Origin of the sequence: Rickettsia endosymbiont of Ixodes pacificus (genome assembly GCF_000965155.1) — a bacterium.
GTDB lineage: Bacteria > Pseudomonadota > Alphaproteobacteria > Rickettsiales > Rickettsiaceae > Rickettsia > Rickettsia tamurae.
Map to the genome: position 1 here is coordinate 1,346,783 of NZ_LAOP01000001.1, position 23,436 is coordinate 1,370,218.

The following is a 23,436-nucleotide window of genomic DNA, read 5'->3' on the forward strand; positions in this document are numbered from 1 at the left end:
TATCGTTGGTAGTTATAATTAAATATATTAAAAATATGCTTTTTCAATCACTAAATTTATACTCTATCTTAGTTGCAGGTCTTACAGCTACCGTTATCGTTTTTATGCGTCAGTTATCTTATTACAAACAGCAAATTATTAATAAGGATTTAAAAATAATACCTGCATATTTTGATAAAAAAATGTTATATAAAATTCTTAATAATAACTGCGATAGATATTCTGCTCTTGAAATGATTAAATCATATTTTAAGTTGAAAACCGCAAGATCGTTATCATATGAAGAACTTGAAAATGATGAGCAATTAAGCGAATTATTTAGAGATTCTTTAAACTATTTTATTGATGATTTTATATCAAAATCCGATAAATCAGTTGCAGCAAATAAAGCGTTTAGTATACAAGATGAACATAACAATACTCACAAATTATATGCGTTTTAGAGAAAAATAAAATATCGGACAAAACACATCAAATGCTTATATATGTCAAAGTACCTTATTAAGACGAAGAAAGCTTAAACACTTTCATACACTTGGCTAAGATAATGTAGATTTCCCAAAAACAAAATCAGAAACTCAAGAAAGAAGAATAACTAATTTCAAAACTGTCTATTAGAAAATTATTTTAAAAAGCACCAGTCATTTATATTAAATCACAACTAATAATTAAAAATTGTTGACTTATTTTAAGTATCTTTATATCGTAATTTACTTAAATGATATTTAAACTCTATCATTAATTTTTAATAAACTTAAGATATGGGGTAACACATGGAAAATAAAGAAGAAGAATCAAATATATTACCTGAGTTTATAATTGATGAAGAAGAGGAAAAACGATTAAAAGCTGAAAACTCTAAAAAAGAACTTAAGTTAATATTAATAACGTTTGCAATCATTTTAACTAGCTTTTTAACATTTTGTTATTTCTTTTTTAACTATATAGAAGAAAAAGCAGCAGAATATAAACTACAGCAAGAAGCAGAAGCACAAAAGTTAGATAAAGCTGAATGATGCAAGCTTATAATATTTCAGCAATTCTCAAATAATCTTGAGGGGTAAGGTTTTCAGCACGATAATTATCATTGATTTTCAACTGAGTTAATACTTCATGTATATTAGGTACAAGATTTTTCAGTGATGATTTGATCATTTTCCGTCGTCCTGCAAAAGCAAGTTTTGTTATTTGCTCAACTTTATTTATCAGAGCAATAGACGGCGGATTTTCTAAAGGTATTAGTTTGACTATCGCAGAATATACTTTAGGAGGTGGATAGAAAGCAGTCGGTGCTAAGTCAAAGCATTTTTCCACTTTAGCAATTAACTGACATATTACCGATAACCTGCCATATGCTTTAGTTGATGGCATAGCACAAATACGTTCTACTACTTCCTTTTGTAACATTAGCGTCATATTAGTAATTAGTCGTGCTTCTTTCAGCCATCTAATCACTAACTCAGTACCTATATGATACGGTAAATTAGAAATTATAGTTACTTTATAGTCAATTGATTTGGACTCGCCTACATCGTTACTCGTCGCTCTCCTATTAGTTATAGGCTTCGCTTCTCGCTCCTTGTATGCAAATCCAACTGAATTGACTATATCATAGCTTAAATCGGTTAAATTTATTTTAAGCGCATCTTGTTTAATAATATTTAGATTAGGATAATATTCTTTAATCTCATTAAGGAGCGGGATGCATCTCTCATCTGTTTCTATAACAGTTAAGGATTCAGGTTTTTTTTGCAATATTGACCTAGTTAACCCTCCGGTGCCTGGTCCTATTTCTAATACTCGGCTATTTTCTGCAAGGTTACTCGCACGTACAATTTTATCACATAGGCTACTGTCAAAAATAAAATTTTGTCCGTACTTTTTAAGAGGATTAATTTGATGAGATGCTGCATGTTTTGCAATTGAAGGGAGCATAGAGTAATGTTGTTCTAGCTAAAAAAGTTGCATGAATCGATTTTCATCGTCATTGCGAGCGACTGAAAGGAGCGTGGCAATCTCATGAAATAGTATAAAATCCTGAGATTGCCGCGTCGAGGCTTTGCCTCTCCTCGCAATGACGAAAAACAGGTACCTCAAGATGGCAACATTATTTTTATAGCTGCCTTTTTACGCATATTTTCAAACATTTTTTGTGCTTTTTGCAAAATCTTTTTATTGGTTAGGAAGTTTACTACATAATTATTTTCATCTTCATTAACATTTAAGATTTTTTTGCTGCACACTAATATTATTTCAAATTTGTTATTTACTTCAAAAACATTGCTTGCTTTATCAGGAGTTAAGTCCTTTACAATAGTTTGTTTTACGCCTTCTATCTTGCTAAGCTTATCGGTAATAATTTGCATAGTAGCAAAATTATCATAAAGCGATTTTTTAACATCCGCACATTTTTTTAGTCGATTTTTCAAATTATTCATCTGCGTAAACGCTTTATTGCCACCATCTTTAGATGTAAATACTTGCATTGAAATTTCTACGTCTTTTTGATCGCTAGATAAAATTGCGACATCTATTTCTTTATTACTTACTTGTACCGATCTTGATAGACTTGATAAAATATTCATTTTAATCAACTCGGATTTAATTTGGGAAATAAAACTATCAGGATTAACCGATCTGCTTTTTAGATACTGAAGAAGAGAACCGTGAGGCATTTTATTACGATCTTCAATAGATTTAATAGCGTTATCTATCTCTTCTTGCGGAATTTCTCTATCTCCGGCATATTGAAAAAGCAAAGATTCGTCAATTAAGCTCTTGATTGCTAAGTCACTTAGCTGCTTATCTTGAGCAGGCGTTAGACTTTCAACATTATTTAGTGCCATAATCATTTTTTTTCTAGCACGGAACTCATTAAGAGTAATAGGTTCATCATTTACGGATGCTACTATATTCGGTAATGATGCTTGTGCTACATTAAAAGTAAAAAAAACGGTAATGATTAATAATAATTTTCTCATGTGATACTCTGAATAAGTGACCAGTAAGTAGACGAAGTTTTATTTGGAAAAGAGCAAGGAGTCTATAAGTCAAGGAGCGGAGCGTACATTTAGTACGTGAGCACCGCAGAACTTATAAGACGACGTAGCCAATTTTTCAAATAAAACGAGTATACTCACATGTTTAAAACTTTTAAACCGATAGAAATAGTCGGCGAAGAGGTAGTCTTTTTGATTCCTCTACTTCCATCGGCTAGATAATCGGAATAAATCTTTGCAGTAATTCTAACACAATCTTTCGCATATGTCACCCTAATAGTTCGAGTAAGCAAATTTGGAGATCGTCTAGAGAGATCAATACGTGCACCAAAGCCTATAGTCCAATTTTCCGCTAGCTGATAATTTATGTCCCCATAAAATTGTCGCACTCTATTATTTGAAACCTTTATACTTTCTACGGAATAATATTTTTTAAGATTGGTAAGCTGAATAAAACTACCTAGAAAGTTAATCTTATCATAGTTAAAATTTCCTCCCACTTCATCTTTAATAGGTCTGAAATATCTATCTTTCCGAAAGCTATAAAACACTTCTAAATTATTAGAAAGATTACCTAGAATCTGCCCTACATTTTCCGTATCATCAGCAGGCAAATCTATACTATATCTTGTATTACGCGACTGTCCTAAAAATAATTTTAAATAATTTTCTTCTTTAGCAATACTAGTATTTAAGCCGTAACTTAATCTATTACCGAAATCATGGCAATCAATACCGCTATAACGGTTGGATAAAAAGATATTTTTTTCGGATAATTCATATTTAGCAGGATCAATTATAACAAATTTTTTATCTTTCTTATATAGTTTACGTCCCATAGTAAAAGAAACTACCGGCTCAATAAGTAAATTTATCGTTTTTGTTATATTACCTACTAACGGATAACGCCATAAAGTTTGCAATTCCGGTATATTCCTTTGAAATGATTTACTTTCTCTCGGCTTATCTAAATAAACCCGTCTAGCAAGATAAAAATCGCCTCTATCTTTTGCTACAAAATCAAAAATTTGCCCTGAAGAAGTCAGCACATTATGCATAAAGGATAATTGTAAAGAGGTTCTAGCAAGTTGTTTTCCTATTCTTTCTTTGTACATTAACATATTATTTTCAACAACGATATGGCTGTTGTCATTATCATTCAAATTTATCACGTTTTTTGTATTGATTTTCGGTAATACTAGAGGATCGGTATATTTACTATCATTACTACCTAAGCCTTGAAAACTTAACCATTCCGCCGAAAAATAATCAGTCTCATGAATTTTATTTAAGAATATTTTAGAAGTTAAATATGAAGCGTAGTTATTATAATAATTTTTTAAATAAGCTTTATCCGATGTACGTTCCACCCTGAAACCGTAATCATAAACTTTATCGGTACTAATAAAATTACCGCTTGCTATATAATGATAAGAAGAAACTTTTTTATTTTTCACTACACTTCCGTCTTTTTTTAGAAAATACGGTAATTTACCGTAACTACCTTGAAAATTCATATTATCGGTATCATTCGGGCGATAGCGTGCTTCTAGCTCATAAGTTTGATATTTACTAAAAATCCTTGGAATGAGAGTAAAATCCATATTAGGTTTTGCACGTAGATATAGAGGGATACCAAACCCTTTATTTTTGACGTCAGGCACTAATAATCCGGAAGTTGCAGGTGCCGTAGGAGTCGGATGGGAAAAATACGGTAAGTAAAAAATCGGTACGCCATATACTTCAAAAAATACGTTTTTATAAACTACTCTATGTTCTTCGAAATGAATATAAGTATCCTTAGCAGCAATTTGCCAAATAGGGTTTCTATTACAAGTAACATCGCAAGGGGTAAATTCGGCATGGTGCAGCTTAAGATTATTTTCATCTATTCTTTCGGCAAGTTTAGCAATTAAAAGATTATTATCACCGGGAAGCAAAATAAATTCCGATATGATACCTTTCTTAAATTCATCTTTTAAAACCGCTTTGTCCCCCTCTATTATCCGGTTTTGTTTATCCTTAATTCGGATATTACCTTCTGCCCATAAAATATTGTTTTCTATATCATAAAGTAAATTATCTGCCGTTAATAAATACTCATCCGTGATAATTCTTATATTACCTTTAGCATATATCAAATCCTGACTTTCATTATACTCTACGAAGTCGGCTATCATATTGCTTATTTTAATATTTTGACCATTCTTAGAAAGATGGGCAAAACTTACCAAAGAAAATATTATGATAATAAGCAAGCATATTATTCGTAGTAGCATTTATATTAATAAATATATTTTAATAGTAAAAAATAATAGCAAGCTATTAGCAATATATCAAATAATAAAAAATTTTGCTTGCTCTTTTGCAGTGCAAGGTTATTCTATGGAGATGATAACCGTCATTGCGAGTGGACATTGTTGCGTGGATCGATTCCACTACTGTCATACTGTGGTCAAGCCACGGTATGACATCAGAACGTTTTTCAAGAACCATGCAACAAAGCCACTCTCAGCTCAAAAAACCAAGTACTAATAAAATGCTAGACAATTTCATTGCAAATCAAGCAACTAAAGAGTTTTCAGTTAGTGAGATTTCTAATAAAATTAAAGAATTATTAGAAAATAATTTTGGCTATATTAAGGTAAAAGGAGAAATTTCAGGTTTAAAAATAGCAAGCTCAGGTCATGCTTATTTTAACTTAAAAGAAAATACCGCTATTTTAGCCTGTACTTGCTGGCGCCCTATTCTTGCTAAAATCAAATTTCCTTTAAATGACGGTATGGAAGTGGTGATTAGCGGCAAGCTTTCAAGCTATGCAGGTAATTCACGCTATCAATTATCGGTAGATAATTTGCGACCTGCAGGACTTGGTGCTATGTTGCAAATTCTAAATGAACGCAAAGCTCGTTTAGAAAAAGAGGGACTATTTAATAAGAAACGTATTCCTATACCTTTTTTACCTGATAAAATAGGCGTTATCACTTCAATAACCGGTGCTGTTATTAAAGATATTATTCATCGCATTCGCGAACGTTTCCCGACTCGGATAATAATATGGCCGGTTAGCGTACAAGGCGAAAATTCCGGCAATGAAATTGCTGAAGCAATTGAAGGATTTAACAATTTAGAAGAGATAAATAAACCAAGTGTTATAATTGTTGCTAGAGGTGGCGGTTCTATAGAAGATCTTTGGTCATTTAACGATGAGATATTAGTACGTGCCGCTTATAACTCAAAAATTCCTATTATTTCCGCAGTAGGTCATGAAGTGGATTATACTTTAATAGATTTAGCAGCCGATAAAAGAGCTCCGACGCCAACTGCTGCCGCAGAATTTGCCGTACCGGTACGATCTATTTTAAATAATACTCTACAATCTTATGAAAAAATATTATTGAATAATACTAGCCGGTTAATTAAATATCACGAACAAAATATAGTAAATTACGATAAAATACACAGATATCTCTCTCACTATATAAATAATAGGCAACAATTACTAGACGAAACCGGTTTTAATTTACTAGATGCTTTACCGTGCTTTATTGAACTACAAGAAACAAAGCTTAAATCTTTTTCTAAAGAAAGAGTTAACCCTGCTAAAATACTCAATTACAAAACATTAGAATTAACACATCAAACAGCTTATCTATCAAAATCGGCAAATAATACTTTGAAAAATTTTGAGTATAAATTAGAATTAAATAGCACGTTACTTGCAAGCCTTGATTATCATAACGTATTGAAACGAGGTTTTGCTATAGTTAAAGGAGAAACGGGTAATTTTTTATCTTCTAAAATTACTGCTGCAAATGAAAAAATTTTTAATATTAAATTTTCTGACGGCGAAATTAAAGTAGTTCGTAATTAAAAATGTCATCCTGTGGCTTGACCACAGGATCTTGTATCACAGACTGTATCCTGAGATCCCGCAATCAAGTTGCGGGATGACATTAAAAATTACTAGATCCCTGCTTTCGCAGGAATGACAAAACATAATTCTAAAAAAATACAGACCATGAAAATTTTAAAGCTTTTTATTTTTATACTTCTCATTTCTAAAAATTTTTATGCTTTGAGCATAGGTACGAACGAACAACAAGCAATTTTAGAATGCGAAGGGACAACCGATAAAAAAACTTTAATAAATGCATGGTATGTAAATGAGCCTTACCAATACTTAATTGCTACTTCAAACGGTCGCACTACCGTTTCCGGTATGGATATAGAATTAATTAACGCTATTGCCGCAAAAATAGGTATCAATATTGAGTATAATCAAGAAGTTGGTATCAAGATCAATTAGATATTCAAAGCGGCAATGCCGATATGGCTGCAGGAGCTACTTATACTACTGAGAGAAGTAACTACGCTCATTTTTCAAAACCTTATCGCTTAGAAGAACTATCATTATTTATTATTGAACCACTTGCCAAAAAGTTAAATTTTCAAAATGTTAATGAACTAATAGCACAAATACGCTTATTTAATCTTCATTTAGGAATAGTGAAAGGTACCGTATACGGAGACCCTAAATTTACAGATTTTTTATATAATGAGAAAAATCGGGATATAATTGAAATATATCAAAATGATATAGAATTAGTAAACGGAATAATAAAGAAAGAAATTGACGGTTTTATTAGTGATCGAATAGTCGGTTCCGTTAATATACTCGGAAGAGCGATAGACAGGAATATATTAGAAGTTCCTTTAAATATTAAAACTCCTATACATTTGATGTTTAGCAAAAAAACCGTATCTTTAAATATAATTGAGCAATTTAATTTTGCGATAGATGATTTTCTTACAAGTAACGAATATAAAAAAATTATTAAGACATACATATACCATATTCTATTACCTAAATCTATAGATTCTCGTTGGTGTCATATTATAGGATTACTTGGCTGCCTTGCTTTTGCTTTTTCAGGAATTATTTTAAGTAGCAGAAAAAATAGTACTTTATTCGGTACATTTTTATTTGCAGTATTACCGTCTATTAGTAGCTGTATAATACTCGACTTAATAGTAAATCATGATACCGGACATTTAAACTTCTATTTTACTCCTTCTTATTTCTATTATATATTTGTAGTAGTTTTACTTGGTTTTACAATTATTAAATTATTCAGCTATTATAGTAAACAGATTGCTGAAGATAATTATTTAGAACAATCACTAAATAATATAGTAGCAATTTGCGATTCATTCGGACAAGCAACTTTTATAATTATAGGAGTTGCAATGGTTATTATTCACAAAATCAAGCCTCTAAGTTTTTGGGGACCGTTTTTTGCTTTTATTACAGCTAATTGCGGTGCGATATTACGAGATTTTATTATGAAAGAACATTCAATTAAGAGAATACCAAGAGGAGTGAGTATTGAAATAAGTATATTATGGGGTATAGCCTTTAGCGTATTATTAGATATGTACGGCAGTAATCCAAATTACAATACCATAAAATATTCAATGATTATAGTAATTTCCGGAGCATTCATTACTAATCTTTTAGCTTATCATTTTGGTTTTCTTGAGTGGCGATTCCGTAATGAAAACACAAGCTTAGAAAAACAAACATGAAGATAGTTACTTGGAATATTAATTCCATAAAAACAAGACTTAATTTATTGCGTAATTTTTTATCTAAAGAAAATCCGGATATTTTATTATTGCAAGAAATAAAATGCGAAACCGAGAAATTTCCTTTTGATGAATTATCCGATTTACCTTATAATTTTTATGTTCACGGACAAAAATCATATAACGGCGTTGCTATAATTTCAAAATTTCCTGCCGATGAAATAATTAAGGATTTTCCGAATAATTACTACAGTGATCAAGCAAGATTCTTAGAAATAAAATTATCATTACCTATAGGATTCTGTAATATAATCTCGCTCTATGCTCCTAACGGTTCATTTATCGGTAGCGATAAATTTGTAGCAAAGCTAGCATTTTATGATAATTTTATTAATTATCTATCAACTAAAAAATCTTTTGACGAAAAAACTATCATTGGCGGTGATTTCAATATTGCACCGTTCGATATAGACGTATATTCACCTAAGCTACTTGCTGAAACTACTTGTTTTACTGAGATTGAACAAAAAAAATTACGTACTATTCTAAATTCCGGGTTTGAGGATTTATATAGATTGATGCATCCGAGTAAACAAGAATTTTCATGGTGGGATTATAGAGCCGGGTGTTTTGAACAAAATAAAGGTATGAGGATTGATATGATCCTTGGTTGTAATAATACTATTGACTATTTAGAAAATTGCTATATGGATTATAATTTAAGGACTCAAGAAAAACCTTCAGATCATATACCGGTAATTGCGAGTTTTAAAAATAGTCAGTGAATGTCATTGCCTGCGTGGATACCAGACCGTCATTGCGAGGAAAAACTGCAAGTTTTGACGAAGCAATCTCATGCTAAAGTCCTGAGATTGCCACGCTCCTTTTAGTCGCTCGCAATGACGATTTGCTATCCATGCAACAATACCTACGAAAATGACATAAATCACTTTTTAAGAAATAAATATATGTCTCCAAAATTCATGAAATTTTACGAAAAATATATGACGATTGTCGGTACAATCGGCAATTTTATGTTTTATGTACAGGCTCATAAGATTTTCACCTGCAAATCTTCAGCTTCCGTTTCTATGCCCGCCTTTACTATAAGTGCTATTGCTCTTTGTAGTTGGCTTATATACGGCATATTAATAAAAAATACACCTATTATAATAGCAAATATAGTAGGTTTTATCGGGGCATTATTAGTTCTCTTAACCATAATAATATTTAATAATGACTAAGAAAATCATTACTTTAGTTGGTCGTCCGAATGTAGGCAAATCAACGCTTTTCAATAGATTAAGCATACGTAAAAAAGCTATCGTTCACGATTTGCCGGGCGTCACTAGGGATAGAAAATATACAGAAGGCAAAATTGGCTCTTTTGAATTTTTGTTAATTGATACCCCAGGACTTGAAGAGAATCCTGATAGTATGGGAGAGAAGTTAATGGAACAGACTACTAAAGCAATTTTAGAAGCAGATTTAATTTGCTTTATGGTTGACGGTAGAAGCGGAATATTGCCCGATGATAAGCTACTTGGTAGCTTTGTTAGAAAATATAATAAGCCTGCTATATTGGTAGTTAATAAATGCGAGAAAGCTTTTGATTTTGATAAAGAGTACTACAAATTAGGGTTTGATAGTATGGTGGCTATCTCTGCCGAGCATGGCACAGGCTTAATTAATTTATATGACGAGATTATTGCCAAGTTACCTGAAGAAGAATCAATCGAGACAAATATAGCCGATCCAATTAAAGGAGACTGTTTGCAGATAGTAGTTAGCGGCAGACCCAATGCCGGAAAATCTACTTTTATAAACGCTCTTATTAATGATGAAAGATTATTAACCGGTCCTGAAGCCGGCATTACTCGTGAATCAATTGAAATTGATTGGCAATACAAAAATAATCATATTAAATTAATCGATACGGCAGGGCTTCGCAAAAAATCTACTATTACAGAATCTTTAGAAAAATTATCGGCATCAGATACTATTAACAGTATTAAATTTGCTAATACCGTAATCTTAATGATTGATGCTTTAGCCCCTTTAAAACAGCAAGATTTAAATATTGCAAGCCATGTGGTAAATGAGGGAAGAAGTATAGTTATAGTAGTGAATAAATGGGATTTAGTTAAAGAATCCGAAAAAGAAGCATTTCAGGAAGAATTTTATTATCAGATAAATACTCATCTGCCTCAGGTTAAAGGGGTACCAGTTCTATTCATTTCAGCAATAAATAAACAAAATATAGAGCAGGTTTTAGATGCTTGTCTTAAAATCTATAAAATTTGGAATAAAAAAATAACTACCAGCAAATTAAATGAATGGCTTAATTTTACTACGGAAGCACATCCACTACCTCTACAAAAGGGCGGTAAAAGAGTGCGTGTAAAATATATGGCTCAAACAAAAACCCGCCCACCTACTTTCAAATTATTCTCTAATAACCCGGGAAAAATTACCGATAGCTATACTCGTTATCTAGTAAACAATATGCGTGAGGCTTTTGACATGCCGGGCATTCCTATTAGATTCACTTACGTAAAAACTAAAAATCCTTATGTGTAGTTTAAAATTAATTAATTTACAAAATTTAAATTTACGTATATACTTGTTTATACAATAATCAAGTATATTATTATGCAAAGTCAAATTAAAAAATGGGGGAATAATTTAGGTATTAGAATACCTAAATATTTAGCTGGAAAATTACATGTTAGTGAAGGCACATTAGTTAATTTAAAATTAACTAATAACGGTTTAATTATTAGCACAGAAGAATCTGAATTAGATATATTACTAAATAATATTACTGACTCTAATCGTCATCATGAATTATTAAGTAATGATAAGACGAAAGGTAATGAAACATGGTAAATTATATACCTGAAAAGGTGATATAGTTTGGCTTGATTTTGAACCACAAAAAGGTAAAGAAATTCAAAAGACACGCCCTGCGGTTGTACTTAGCCCTTACAAATATAATCTTAAAAGCGGTCTTGCTTTATTTGCTCCTATTACTAGTCAAATAAAAAATTATCCTTTTGAAGTAATAATAGATTTTCAGCAAATAAAGGGGGCGGTATTATGTGATCAAATTAGATCAATGGATTTCAAAGTACGTAAAGCAAATAAAATTCTAACATTAAATAAAATACTTATAAATGAAATAATATATAAATTAAAATTACTTTTATAAAATATTCATTCTATAGTTAATATAAACTTTTTCCCTTAGTATTACTATTTTGTAATATAATACTTATTAGTATAGAAAGTAATAGTATAGAGAAACTGCTAGAAAACTTGTTAGTTGATTATCAAGCCGCCTGATTGTTCCAAACACTATTAGATTGACTCGTAATTAGTACACTTTAACCAAGCTGTAAATTAGATAAGTTCTCTATTCCAACTACACTTATTTTTTCTGTTTTTTTATATGTATTATTCCCGGCATTATGGTACTTCATCCTTGTAATTTCATAATGATACTTTGAATTTACAATATAATTTTAATCAAATAATAACAAGATTTTCTATGTTCCTCTACCGGATTTTCCTATCTCTCTTTGTCTTTCTTCTAATACCTTACTTGTATGCGGTCCTACCGCTTCTTTATCTTTACTAAATTAACTATAGTTTCTGCTAATACTCCTAGAACTTTCGGGTCTGATAATAATTTTAACGCCGGCACTATAATTTTACCGTATTCATGTTTGCTAAATTTATCGGCAATTTTAATTAATTCAGGTGAATGTTTGCCGGCTATCTTTACTAATTTTTCACCGTCTAATTTTAATTGTTAATAGTTCAGGAAGGTCTTTTTCAATTATTTTGCTTATTTCCGGATTATGGTTTTTAATTTGTATCAAAGTACTAATCAATTCCTTTACCTCTTTTACCTTTTCTTCTTTTGATTTCTCTTCCTTTGGAAGTGACTTAATTAACTGAAATTTTTGTATTATATCGGCAACTTTATCGCTATCGGCAAGAGCGAGGCTTGCAAGTTTAGTAATTGACGGCAGAGCATCTTTTAAAAAAGGCGTAGATGCATCTAGTGCCTTATGTATAAACTTCGGATCTTTCCCTTTTGACTCTATTCTTTCCGTTACTTTAGGATGTTTTAAAACATCTAATATATAGCTAGACCATAGTAAATAGGTACATACTATGCTAATATATATGTTATAAATGATAATAAATAAATTATGGCAAGCAGTTACAGTTACGATTTAAGAATGAAACTATTCAAAGCTCTAGATGATGGGCTCTCAATTGTTAAAGCATGTAAAATATTCAATATAGGTCGTAACACTATATATAGATGGAAAACTCTTAAATGGGAAACAGGAGATATAAAAGCAAAACCTTATGGTCCAGCAAAGGGTTATAATGCAAAAATAAATCTCAAAGAATTTGAAGAATTAATTATCAATAATCATGATAAAACAGCTAAAGAATTAAGTATTATACTAGGTAATAGATTACAAAGAACTAGAATAAATTACTATAGAAAACTACTAGGGTACACTTATAAAAAAAAGTCATCTTCATCCCAGAAGGGATATTGGTTTAAGGAATGAATTTATAGAAAAGATACAGCAAATTTCTAAAGAAACTCTAGTATTCATTGATGAGTCAGGAATAGAAGATAATGCTTGTAGAGAATATGGATGGAGTATAAAAGGTACTAGATGTTATGGAAACAAAGTGTATCAACATAAATCCAGGATCAGTATGATAGCGGGGCTTCGTAATAATCAAATTATAGCGCCAGTAATATTTGAAGGAAATTGTAATAAAGAAATATTTACAACCTATGTAGAGACTATATTAACTAAAGAATTACATCCTGGACAAACAGTAATTATGGATAATATCAACTTCCATAAGAATAATATAATAAGAGAATTAATCGAGTCGGTTGGGTGCAGAATTTTATTCTTACCTACATATAGCCCAGACTTAAATCCTATAGAACATTATTGGTTTAAGATTAAGAACGAAATAAGAAAAGTTACGGGGCAATTCAAAGATATCAGTATGGCTGTAGAACACGTACTAAAGTTTATTTAACTGTACCTATTTACTATGGTCTAGCTATATTTGCAATTAATTCAGGTTTAGCGATTTTTTGTGCTTTATTATTTATTATATTTTCCGTAATCTGAACTAACCCCTTTTGATTATCAGGATTTTTTAAAAATTGTACTAAATCATGATTAAGAAGGGGTTTTACTTTATCTGAAGTAATAATGTCATGTATATTTTTAATATAGCACCTTGAGATGACTCGTTTTTTTGTTTAATATTCTTATATATTTCTTGTACTTTTGGGTTTAAATCGCTTTCTAGTGCTTTAGATATTAAATCTACTCCTAGTGTAGATAATTCTCTGATAAATTTAGGAGTTATTTTGTCTAATACATTTATTTTTTCTGTTTCGGAAGTTTGAAAGTTTTTTGTTATTTTGCTAAGCCTCTTATTTAAAATAGGCGTGAGAAGATATGGGATAACTTTAGATTGTAAAAGTGTTTCTTTTGAGCTATTGGATATAGTTTCGGAATGTAAAACAGAAGCACATTTTTTTATAAGCGATTCTGCATCTGCTATTATCTTGCAACCGGCTTCAATAGAACCTACATTAGTGGTAGCACTTCTCGCTTTTCTGAGGTTATTAAGCTCCAGTGCAAGATCAGGTAAGAGAAGCCTCCCATGTAAATTGCAATGCACTAGGAGCATTCCCGACTGCTTGGATAACACTTTGTATTATACCTAAATTATCTTTATTAAGATCTAGATATCGTTTATTTAACTCATCATATTTTTTATTACCTGTTTCAGCCCCAAGAGCTAAATATCCAACTTGAACCCACGAAAGGTTTTTATATTCTTCATCAAGCTGTTGCCTTATATTATTAATGGATTCCTGCTCTTGGCTTTTAGACATTTAAATACCTTTATATAATTTAATATTATTTTACTATAATTATTTAAAGGTTTATAAAATTTTACTTTTTAGTTTTTGTTAATTTTTAAAGTCATGGTTATCTTGCAATAGAATTTTTTACTATAATTTGTAAAACTCTACACGGGCTGTTGAAAAAATCAACAAGGTTGCAAATACTTTAATATTTTTTTATCTTTAATAGCAGTAGATAAAAAAACCAAAAAATAATTTTAAGTATCCGTTTAAAATTTTGTACTATCGCAATCATCAGTATTTGAATCTGTGTTTTCTGTACACTTCTAAATTTTGCTCCTCGTAAACCATGATTCTCCTTAGCTTCACCAAATAGACCTTCTATTTTCCACTTTCTCTCAATTAGTTTTTTCTTAAAATCAATTCTATTCTGTCTGACCTTTACCTCATCTATTTCATCCTGATAAGGATTACGATAAATAAATCGTCCTCTATTACTATAATTATCAGAAATACAACCTGATTTTAGAGAGCAATTTTTACAATGCCCTCCTGTAATACGATAACGTTTTATTTGTTTTTTATCTAATTTATCATACGGATAAAGATAATGTCCCTGTGGACACTTATATCTATCCTGTTCTCTATCATATTGAAATTCCCCCCTACTTATTTTTCCTTCACCAAGATTATCTACATGTAAAGGTATATAAGTTGTAATTCCAAGTAATTTAAAATATCCATAGGTTGGACCTCTACCATAACCTTTGTCTGCTATCCATTCTTTTACTCTAAAAGAAAAATTATTTAATATATTCCAAACTCTACTTGGAAGTACAATACACTCATGTTGTGATCCTGTACTTACATAACAATCTATTATAATACGTGAATCTGAATCAATTGAGTAGTGGGTCTTATAACATAGCTTTTTATAACCATTAGTTCTTGATACAAGACTACAATCAGGATCTGTCCTACTGACATGAGTTTGATTAGATATTTTCCTTACTTTTTTCCCTTCTCGGAAATCATGATAACGACGTTCATATTTTTTTAATTCTCTCTTTTGTGAATCACCTTGATCTTTTCTTAATATTAGGCTATTCATAGAGGCATTAGATTCAACTAAAGAGGCATCTGAAATAATTGTTTCTCCTTTTATAATATCTAGTTCATACCATTGCTTAATCAAGCTTATAAATATTTCTTGAAATAGTTCTACCCCAAATCTATCTCTTATCCTACTTAATGATGAATGATCCGGTACTTTATCCTCTAAACTTAAACCACAAAACCACCTATATGCTATATTTAACTGAATTTCTTTACATAATCGTCTATTTGACTTTATACCATATAAGTAACTTATTATTTGCATCCTAAAAAATAATACAGGATCAATTGATGGACGTCCGTAATTAGCACAATAACGATTCTTAGTTATTTCATAGATAAAAGAAAACTCTAATTCTTTAGCTTCATGAATCCTCACTAATAAATGATCATTAGGTATCATGTGCCTTAAGCTAAGGCTATTACATCTCACACTTTGATCAAGCTTATAACCCTGCATCTTTACACCTTCATTTAAGCATAAAAATACAGCTTATTCCTTAGATTAACTCTTTTCTACTTCTTTTTATAACTTTTTCAACAGCCCGTACACTTGATCTGACAGGTAGAGATTGATTAAGCAGCAAAAGTGCTGTCAGATAAGTAAGAATTAATAGACTTATCTTGAGCAATTTTAATGCTATCCTTGAAAGTTTGCATAGGAGTTTTTCCATAACAGAACTTTCCAGAATGCGGTCTAGTATTGTTATATTTGTTTAAATATTGATCTAAGTCAATCTGTAAATCCTCTAATGAGCTATAAATCTTTTTACGGAAAGCTATATCATAAAATTCATCTTTTAAAGTTCTATGTAATCTTTCGCATATTCCATTAGTTTGAGGAGAACGTGCCTTAGTTTTAGTATGATCAATATTTTCTATAGCCAAATATAACTCAAAAGCATGATGTTCTACCTTACCACAATATTCCGTTCCTCTATCTGTAAGGATTCTCAGTAGTGGTACATCATGATTATTAAAGAAAGGTATTACCTTATCATTTAAAATATCAGCGGATGTTATTGCAGATTTATCAGTATAGAGTTTGCAAATAGCCACTCTAGAATAAGTGTCAATAAAGGTTTGTTGGTATATTCTACCTACTCCTTTCATATTACCGACATAATAGGTGTCTTGTGCACCAAGATAACCGGGATGCTGAGTATCAATTTCTCCATGAGCCTCTTTAATTTGTTTTGCTTTTTTTAAAGCAGATATCTGCTCTTCTGTCAGTAAGATACCGTCCTGTGCAGATTTAGCTTCTAAAGCTTTGAGTCGTTTCTTTAGAGTTTCAAGATCGTTGCGTAGCCAGATAGAACGTACACCACTGGATGACACTATAATACCTTGCTTTATTAGTGCTTGGCTCGCACGAAGCTGACCAAGAGCAGGATTCTCTATAGCAAGATTTATTACTGCTTGTTCTATATGTTCTGATACACGATTCTTTACTATAGGTTTCTTACGACTCATATCCACAAGAGCCGCTTCTCCGCCCATCTCATATAGTTCCTTGAAACGGTAAAAGCTATCTCTTGAATAGCCCATTACTTTACACGCAGTACTAACACTACCTAGTTGTTTTGCAAGTTCTAATAATCCTAATTTAGGTTTGATTATTTTTTGATCATAATTTGACATATTGTTCCTATTAATTGAGTTTTATATTTAGTTCGTGGATATGATAGATAACTCCTTAGTTATCTACATACCCACAAACTCGTCTAATTTCAATCTTAATATGTCAGATCAAATCTAAAGGTTTACATATAATTCTTCCCTTTCATTCAAAAAGTCTCTAGGTTTTGTGGACATTTGATTAATGATTATAATTATGAGATATTTTTAAGCAAAAATTAATAAGATTTTTGCCGGAATAGCTACTCATATTTCAAAAAAATCTTATAATTTGCAGCAAAAAAGAGTCATAATTATGATTATTCTATTAAATGTCTACAAAACCTAGATCTATACTAACCTCTCCACATAATGAAACAATATTATCCATTATCTTTGGGTCTATATTTGGATTGTTACACGCTGTATTTTTCTTAAGCCAGTTAGGGTCATGGTAATAGGAAGGCTTTGGCCATAGCTCGATGATTTTTGGTAGAGGCTCTATTTTTCTAATACCAGTCCGATACCCAGGCATTAAAGCTTTAACCGGCATCCACCCTACATCACCGATAAAATATATTTCCGAGTAATGCCAAATCAATTTAACCTTATTATTTGTATCCACAAAGATTTTATAATATTCACGTTGTACATCATTAAGAAATTCCGTTGCTATAATCGATATATCGGGATGCGTTTCTATACTTACTAAAGCTATATTTTCTAAGTTTTCGGGGCATTGAACAATTCTATCTGAAGCCGTTAATTTCTTAAACTCTTCCTCTCCTATTTTTTCTTTTAGGCTACTTTTGTATTCTTGCTCTTTATCTGAAGGAAATACTAATTTATTATTTTTACAATCAACCAAAAAAGGAGTTTCAATAACATATTTAATAAATAAATCTTTTAGTTTCATAATAATAAATTTCTTAATATATAAGGCTATAATATTAATAATTTTATATGTCAAATAATATCCTCTAGGCTATCTAGGTAATGCTTTACCAGTCGTAACAGCTTCGCTTCAGGGCTTAGATTTTTCACTGCCCATTTTTTAATCCAAGGTTCGGCGAGTTGCCACATATTAACATTACCGTCTAACTGTCTGCCTATCCCTTCCACCATTATCAAAGTCTTTTGTAATAGCAACAACTCCGGTTGTACTTCCATGCCGAAATCTTCTGTGATTTTAAATAAATGTGCAAGCAGCTTACCTATGGAAATATTTTTCGTTGGCATACCTACTATAGGCTCGGTGACTGCTCTACAACTTTGAGCGAATAAATCTAAATCGGTATTTGATGGGATGTAGCCAGCTCTTAAATGTACTTTAGCAACTAATTTATAATCACGTTTTAAAAAGCCGAATAGACTTTCGGCAACGGCTAAACGATCTTTTTCTTTAAGTCTGCCCATAATACCGAAATCGAGTAGAATTATCTTACCTTGCTTGTTTACTAAAATATTTCCTGCATGTAAATCAGCATGAAAAAATCCGTCTCTATAGGCTTGATTGAAAAACATTACGGCAAAATCCTGAGATATTTTTGCAGGTTCTAATCCCATTTCCTTTAGTAGTAAAGTATCATATATAGAAGTTCCGTCTAACCACTCGGTGGTTAGTATATTTTCTGATGTTAAATCCCAATATATTTTAGGGATTATTACATTAATATCATTACGCATATTGTCCATAAGCTCGGAGCTAGCTGCCGCCTCTAAACGTAAATCAAGCTCAAATTTCATAGTTTCATGAAATTTATCGACTACTTTAGTCGGTTTTAGCCTTTTTGCTTTAGAAAATTTTGAGATAATTTTTGCAAGAAAATATAACAGCTTAATATCTCTATTATATTTTTTATGAATATCAGGACGCAAAATTTTTACCGCAACATATTCACCGGTTATGAGTTGTGCTTTATGTACTTGCGAGATTGAAGCAGCGGCGATTGGGGTGTCGTCGAAGTGTGAGAAAGGGAGGGCGTCATGACTACTCTCTCTTATGTCATTCCCGCGTAGGCGGGAATCCAGTATTGTTTTTTCTGGATCCCCGTTTTCACAGGGATGACATAACGGAGTGCGAGAATGACATAAAAACTCCTTCGTTATCAACTTTCTAGCCACCCCACCATCAAACGGAGGTAGCTTATCTTGCAATAACCTTAAATAATCTGCTATTTCTGCTCCTACTAAATCGGCTCTTGTCGAAAGAGTTTGTCCGAATTTTATATAAATAGGTCCAAGATCGCTTAAACAATCTATTAAGCGTTTGCCGTAATCTTCCCGTGATTTTTTTATTAACGAGACCGGAGCAAAAAATAAGGCTAATATATAACCGATAAACCTGAAATATTTAGGGCTTCTTAAATCAATTAAGATTTGCTTTTTACTGATGATACGAAAAATACGTATTAAATTAAAAAAATTACTTATCATATTTTATATGCACTGTGAATAGCAACTATTCCACCGCTCAAATTTTTATAACCGACTTCCTCAAAACCGGCTTCTTTAATCATTATTCTAAACTCGTCTTGTGAGGGGAATAAATCTATACTTTCGACCAAATATTCATACGCCTCTTTATTACCCGCTATCATTTGACCAATACTCGGTATAATATTAAATGAGTAGAATTTATAGAAATCTTTTATGTACCCTTCCTTTACTTTTGAAAACTCAAGACATATAAACTTACCCATCGGTTTTAGAATTCTATAAGCTTCTTTTAAAGCTTTATTAATGTCAGGTACGTTTCTAATGCCGAATGCTATAGTATAATAATCGAAACTATTATCCGGAAACGGTAGTTCTTCAGCACTTGCTACAGTAAATTTAAGGTTCTGAAATAAATTAAGATCAATTGCTTTTTTCTTAGCTTGCTTTAACATTTCTTCATTAATATCGCTTAAAGTTAAAGCGATATTATTACCTCTATCTCTTGCTTTTTTAACAAGCTTTAAAGCAATATCACCGCTACCGCTAGCGACGTCTAATATATGAGATTTAAGATTTGGGATTTGCCTAATAAATTCATCTTTCCATAAACGATGTAATCCAAAACTCATTAAGTCATTCATTAAATCATACTTATCAGCGACGTTAGAAAAAACGTTATTTACTAAACCTTGTTTTTTAGTGTAGTCTACTTTTTTAAAGCCAAAATTTGTTTGGTTCATAGTTTTTTATTATAAATATTAGTATCAAATGCCGGAACTTCCTGAAGTAGAAACTCTTAAAAACTCCCTAAAAGATAAGCTAATCGGGCTTATTATAGAAAATGTAGAGTTAAAAAGAGATAATTTACGTTATAAGCTATCCTCGCTTTTAGCTACAGAAATCTCAAATACTAATATACTGGATGTTAGGCGTCGTGCAAAATATTTAATTATAGATTTTAATAATGATTATTCTTTAATAGTTCATCTAGGCATGAGCGGCAGATTTACTCTGCAATCTGCTAATTATAAAACTCAAAAACACGATCATGTGATTTTTGATTTAAATAACTGTGAAAAGCTAATTTTTAATGATACTAGACGATTCGGAATGGTTTATAGCTTTAAAACTAATTTCTTGGAAAAAGAATTTTTCAATGATTTAGGAATAGAACCGCTTTCTGATTCATTGACGCTAGAATATTTAAAAAACAAGCTAAAGATTAGAAAAATACCGATAAAAAACTTGATTATGGATAATAAAATTATAGTTGGAGTCGGTAATATTTATGCTTCCGAAAGTCTTCATTTAGCTAGAATTCATCCGGATAAATTAGGTAACGATTTAAATGACGATGAAATAGAAAGTTTAATTAAATCGATTAGAGAAGTATTAGCTAAAGCTATAACTGCCGGCGGTACTACTCTTAAAGATTTTGTAAACGGCGATAACAAACCTGGCTATTTTACCCAGCAACTTACGGTTTACGGTAGAGAGGGACAAAATTGTTTAAGCTGCTCTAGCACTATTATCAAGACAAAACATTCAGGCAGGAGTACTTTTTATTGTAAAACTTGTCAATATAGTTAATTCACTTGACATATTTTTTAAAACTATTTATAAAGCTCTCTATTGCTTACTCAATTAATAGTTGAAGTAGACTCCTTGCATAACCTATCTTATAAAGAGGAATTTGAAGGAGACACGAAACGCAGCACCGCAGCGTACAAAAAGGTACGAGAGGATGCGAGTATCGGATCGACGTACAAATTACCTTTAGAAAGAGGTTATGCAAGGAGTCTAATAAAGCCGGTGATTATGTCAGGAGGCAACGGTAAAAGACTACGGCCTTTGTCATCTAAGGATAAACCGAAACAATTTAAAAAAATATTGAGTGATCTAACTTTACTTCAGCAAACATTAAACCGAAATAAATTTTTAGGGCAACCTACTGTTATTACTCCCAAAAAATATGAATCAATCACTAAAGAACAAGCAGCAGAAATAGATGTAGAAATAGAATTAATTACCGAGCCTTTACAAAAAAAATACTGCCGTTTGTGCCATTATTACGGGATTATCGGCTAAAGCACAAGGATTTGATATTGTAGTGTTACTACCTTCAGACCATCATATAGCGGATAATATAAATTACCTTAATACTATAAATAAGGCTTTACATTATGTTAATGAATTCGGTATTTGCACTATAGGTATTCCTATAAATGTTATAAGTGCCGAGTATGGCTATATAAACACAGGATTATCAATTGCAGAAAATGTTTATCTAGTTGATCATTTCATTGAAAAACCTATATTAGAGCAAGCAAAAAAACATTTTCAAAGTAATGAATATTTTTGGAATTCAGGAATATTTGTATACGATATTAACTTCTTCTTAAACTTAGCAATGAACCTTCAACCTGATTTATTTTGTATTGCAGAAAAAGCATTTAATACTGCTGTAAAAAATGAGAATAGTTTGGCAATAGATGATGAGGCTTATAATGAAATCGAAGCAATTTCTATAGACAATGCCATAATGGAATATATTTCGGGAATGGTCATGATAAAAGCCGATTTTGCTTGGAACGATCTTGGTACTTGGCATTCCTTATTACAGGTAAAACACCGGAATATAAACGATAATTATTGCGAGGGAAACGTAGTAACAAGTAATACCACAAACTCTTTCATTAGTTCTAATAATAAATTAACCACCGTAGTAGGTCTTGACAATGTCATAATTATCGATACTATGAACGGTCTTTTGGTTACCGATAAATCAAAAATGAATGATCTAGAGAAAGCTAAAATCCTATTTACCGCTCTTTTTAACGGAAAATCTGATTCATCACCAAATTATGAAATATATGAAAAAGCTTTTCTAAATAATATTTTATCTTCTGAAGAAATAAAATTAGAAATTATGAAAGGAAATAACGAAGCTTGTTATATTCTTGCTAAAACTTACGAAATAATTAATCGTAATCCCCAAGATGAATATAACTCTATGTTATTAACATTGATTGGAAGTAAATTAGGAAATACAGAATGTACACAGCTTGTTTATTCATATCCTACAAAATATACAAGCTTTGAATCTACTGTTAACAATTTTATTCAAAACTATATAGGACAGCTTAATATCACTTTTGATGATGCTATATTATCAGCTGCTTACTCCGATACTTTAAATACTTCAATGTTAGGAGACCCAAATTATAATAATATGTATAACCCTGGTTGAACACATATTATTACATAATTTACTGCTAATATTCAAGGCTATTGACATAGTATTATTGCTTATATATTCTATTTTTATGAGGCTTAAACCTCATCATTAAAATATAGCTAATCTTATAAACTTCAAAAATCTGTAAGTTATAGGAACAACTTAGATTCATTTTAGTTGAGTTACAACATGGAAAATACTACAGAAGAACAAATAATAATATCTGAATTCAAAAATGATGAAGGCATGGATGAAGAAGAGAAAAGATTAAAAGCAGAAGATTCACGGAAGCGACTTAAAGCAATACTAATAACATTTGGTATTATTTTGACCGGTTTTTTAACTTTTACTTATTTCTTTTTTAATTACATAGAAGAAAAAGCGGAAGAATACAAAAAACAGCAACAACAAGAAATTCAAAAAACTAATAAGAGTTGAGAGGGTGTCAGAAAGTTTGTGTAAGTTATAAAAATAGTTAAGAATAAAATTAATTAAAACAACTT

General features: G+C 31.1%; 23 protein-coding genes and 2 pseudogenes. 15 read left to right on the forward strand and 10 right to left on the reverse strand.

From position 1 onward, the window contains the following. Positions 1–5: 5 nt before the first annotated feature. Both REIP_RS07170 and REIP_RS07175 read left to right on the forward strand, forming a co-directional pair. Positions 6–505 (forward strand): annotated as a pseudogene (locus REIP_RS07170) (hypothetical protein). Positions 506–773: 268 nt separating this feature from the next. Next, positions 774–1,016 carry a hypothetical protein gene (locus REIP_RS07175; RefSeq protein ID WP_023507939.1) on the forward strand — a complete coding sequence of 81 codons (243 nt, stop codon included), beginning with the start codon at positions 774–776 and terminating at the stop codon, positions 1,014–1,016. A gap of 7 nt (positions 1,017–1,023) precedes the next feature. Here the strand turns inward: REIP_RS07175 and rsmA are convergent, their stop codons facing one another. The 3 genes from rsmA to REIP_RS07190 form a co-directional block, all read right to left on the reverse strand. After that, the gene (gene rsmA, locus REIP_RS07180) at positions 1,024–1,935 is read right to left on the reverse strand and encodes a 16S rRNA (adenine(1518)-N(6)/adenine(1519)-N(6))-dimethyltransferase RsmA (protein ID WP_045804166.1); all 912 of its coding nucleotides are present in this window, start codon (positions 1,933–1,935) and stop codon (positions 1,024–1,026) included. 158 nt (positions 1,936–2,093) lie between these two features. Continuing rightward, entirely contained in the window at positions 2,094–2,981 is an 888-nt protein-coding gene (locus tag REIP_RS07185; protein WP_045804167.1) for a SurA N-terminal domain-containing protein, read from the reverse strand. A 155-nt stretch (positions 2,982–3,136) separates the two neighbouring features. Next, a complete protein-coding gene (locus tag REIP_RS07190) occupies positions 3,137–5,278 on the reverse strand; it encodes an LPS-assembly protein LptD (RefSeq protein ID WP_045804168.1) in 2,142 nt (713 codons plus the stop codon). A 260-nt stretch (positions 5,279–5,538) separates the two neighbouring features. Here REIP_RS07190 and xseA point away from each other — a divergent pair, with 260 nt between their 5' ends. The 9 genes from xseA (at position 5,539) to REIP_RS10110 (ending at position 13,676) form a co-directional block, all read left to right on the forward strand. Then, a complete protein-coding gene (xseA, locus tag REIP_RS07195; RefSeq protein ID WP_045804393.1) occupies positions 5,539–6,873 on the forward strand; it encodes an exodeoxyribonuclease VII large subunit in 1,335 nt (444 codons plus the stop codon). Positions 6,874–7,020: 147 nt separating this feature from the next. After that, positions 7,021–7,308 carry a hypothetical protein gene (locus REIP_RS12855; protein WP_231569302.1) on the forward strand — a complete coding sequence of 96 codons (288 nt, stop codon included), beginning with the start codon at positions 7,021–7,023 and terminating at the stop codon, positions 7,306–7,308. 23 nt (positions 7,309–7,331) lie between these two features. After that, positions 7,332–8,588 (forward strand): transporter substrate-binding domain-containing protein, encoded by a 1,257-nt coding sequence (locus tag REIP_RS10095; RefSeq protein WP_231569303.1) that lies wholly within the window; start codon positions 7,332–7,334, stop codon positions 8,586–8,588. Continuing rightward, positions 8,585–9,373, forward strand: coding sequence for an exodeoxyribonuclease III (gene xth / locus REIP_RS07210; protein ID WP_045804169.1), 789 nt, complete (start codon positions 8,585–8,587; stop codon positions 9,371–9,373). The genes REIP_RS10095 and xth overlap by 4 nt, the downstream gene beginning before the upstream one ends. A gap of 183 nt (positions 9,374–9,556) precedes the next feature. Further along, the gene (locus REIP_RS07215) at positions 9,557–9,832 is read left to right on the forward strand and encodes a SemiSWEET family sugar transporter (RefSeq protein ID WP_045804396.1); all 276 of its coding nucleotides are present in this window, start codon (positions 9,557–9,559) and stop codon (positions 9,830–9,832) included. After that, the gene (der, locus tag REIP_RS07220; protein ID WP_045804170.1) at positions 9,825–11,168 is read left to right on the forward strand and encodes a ribosome biogenesis GTPase Der; all 1,344 of its coding nucleotides are present in this window, start codon (positions 9,825–9,827) and stop codon (positions 11,166–11,168) included. The genes REIP_RS07215 and der overlap by 8 nt, the downstream gene beginning before the upstream one ends. 72 nt (positions 11,169–11,240) lie before the next feature. After that, complete coding sequence (locus tag REIP_RS07225) at positions 11,241–11,477, forward strand: AbrB/MazE/SpoVT family DNA-binding domain-containing protein (RefSeq protein WP_082068278.1); 237 nt, start codon at positions 11,241–11,243, stop codon at positions 11,475–11,477. A gap of 61 nt (positions 11,478–11,538) precedes the next feature. Beyond that, positions 11,539–11,799: a type II toxin-antitoxin system PemK/MazF family toxin gene (locus REIP_RS13775; protein WP_410525706.1), complete on the forward strand. Its 261-nt coding sequence runs from the start codon at positions 11,539–11,541 to the stop codon at positions 11,797–11,799. Between the two features lie 1,009 nt (positions 11,800–12,808). After that, a protein-coding gene (locus REIP_RS10110) for an IS630 family transposase (RefSeq protein WP_156147374.1) occupies positions 12,809–13,676 on the forward strand; the annotation gives its coding sequence in 2 pieces (ribosomal slippage) (positions 12,809–13,135 and positions 13,137–13,676; 867 coding nt in all). Positions 13,677–13,835: 159 nt separating this feature from the next. On the opposite strand, the gene REIP_RS12860 is transcribed toward REIP_RS10110, so the two are convergent. The 7 genes from REIP_RS12860 to ubiE all read right to left on the reverse strand — a co-directional run bounded on the left by REIP_RS12860 (position 13,836) and on the right by ubiE (position 20,435). After that, complete coding sequence (locus REIP_RS12860; protein WP_231569304.1) at positions 13,836–14,333, reverse strand: hypothetical protein; 498 nt, start codon at positions 14,331–14,333, stop codon at positions 13,836–13,838. Next, the gene (locus REIP_RS12865) at positions 14,296–14,550 is read right to left on the reverse strand and encodes a hypothetical protein (RefSeq protein WP_231569305.1); all 255 of its coding nucleotides are present in this window, start codon (positions 14,548–14,550) and stop codon (positions 14,296–14,298) included. The genes REIP_RS12860 and REIP_RS12865 overlap by 38 nt, the downstream gene beginning before the upstream one ends. Positions 14,551–14,728: 178 nt before the next feature. Beyond that, positions 14,729–16,042, reverse strand: a complete 1,314-nt coding sequence (locus REIP_RS07250; RefSeq protein ID WP_172686766.1) for a transposase — start codon at positions 16,040–16,042, stop codon at positions 14,729–14,731. A gap of 173 nt (positions 16,043–16,215) precedes the next feature. Beyond that, positions 16,216–17,280: an IS481 family transposase gene (locus REIP_RS07255; RefSeq protein WP_045803566.1), complete on the reverse strand. Its 1,065-nt coding sequence runs from the start codon at positions 17,278–17,280 to the stop codon at positions 16,216–16,218. Between the two features lie 304 nt (positions 17,281–17,584). After that, entirely contained in the window at positions 17,585–18,226 is a 642-nt protein-coding gene (locus tag REIP_RS12870) for a hypothetical protein (protein ID WP_231569306.1), read from the reverse strand. Further along, positions 18,223–19,692 (reverse strand): 2-polyprenylphenol 6-hydroxylase, encoded by a 1,470-nt coding sequence (ubiB, locus tag REIP_RS07270; RefSeq protein WP_045804172.1) that lies wholly within the window; start codon positions 19,690–19,692, stop codon positions 18,223–18,225. The genes REIP_RS12870 and ubiB overlap by 4 nt, the downstream gene beginning before the upstream one ends. Further along, entirely contained in the window at positions 19,689–20,435 is a 747-nt protein-coding gene (gene ubiE, locus REIP_RS07275; RefSeq protein WP_045804173.1) for a bifunctional demethylmenaquinone methyltransferase/2-methoxy-6-polyprenyl-1,4-benzoquinol methylase UbiE, read from the reverse strand. Before ubiE ends, ubiB begins: the two co-directional genes overlap by 4 nt. Positions 20,436–20,463: 28 nt before the next feature. Between ubiE and mutM the strand changes: the two genes are divergently transcribed. The 4 genes and pseudogenes from mutM (at position 20,464) to REIP_RS07300 (ending at position 23,371) form a co-directional block, all read left to right on the forward strand. Continuing rightward, positions 20,464–21,285, forward strand: coding sequence for a bifunctional DNA-formamidopyrimidine glycosylase/DNA-(apurinic or apyrimidinic site) lyase (mutM, locus tag REIP_RS07280; protein ID WP_045804174.1), 822 nt, complete (start codon positions 20,464–20,466; stop codon positions 21,283–21,285). A gap of 57 nt (positions 21,286–21,342) precedes the next feature. Then, positions 21,343–22,264, forward strand: a pseudogene (locus REIP_RS13780) (sugar phosphate nucleotidyltransferase); the annotation flags it as partial. Beyond that, positions 22,262–22,945, forward strand: a complete 684-nt coding sequence (locus tag REIP_RS13785; RefSeq protein WP_410525707.1) for a hypothetical protein — start codon at positions 22,262–22,264, stop codon at positions 22,943–22,945. The pseudogene REIP_RS13780 and the gene REIP_RS13785, both read left to right, overlap by 3 nt. A gap of 177 nt (positions 22,946–23,122) precedes the next feature. Further along, positions 23,123–23,371, forward strand: coding sequence for a hypothetical protein (locus REIP_RS07300; RefSeq protein ID WP_045804175.1), 249 nt, complete (start codon positions 23,123–23,125; stop codon positions 23,369–23,371). The last annotated feature ends 65 nt before the right edge of the window (positions 23,372–23,436 follow it).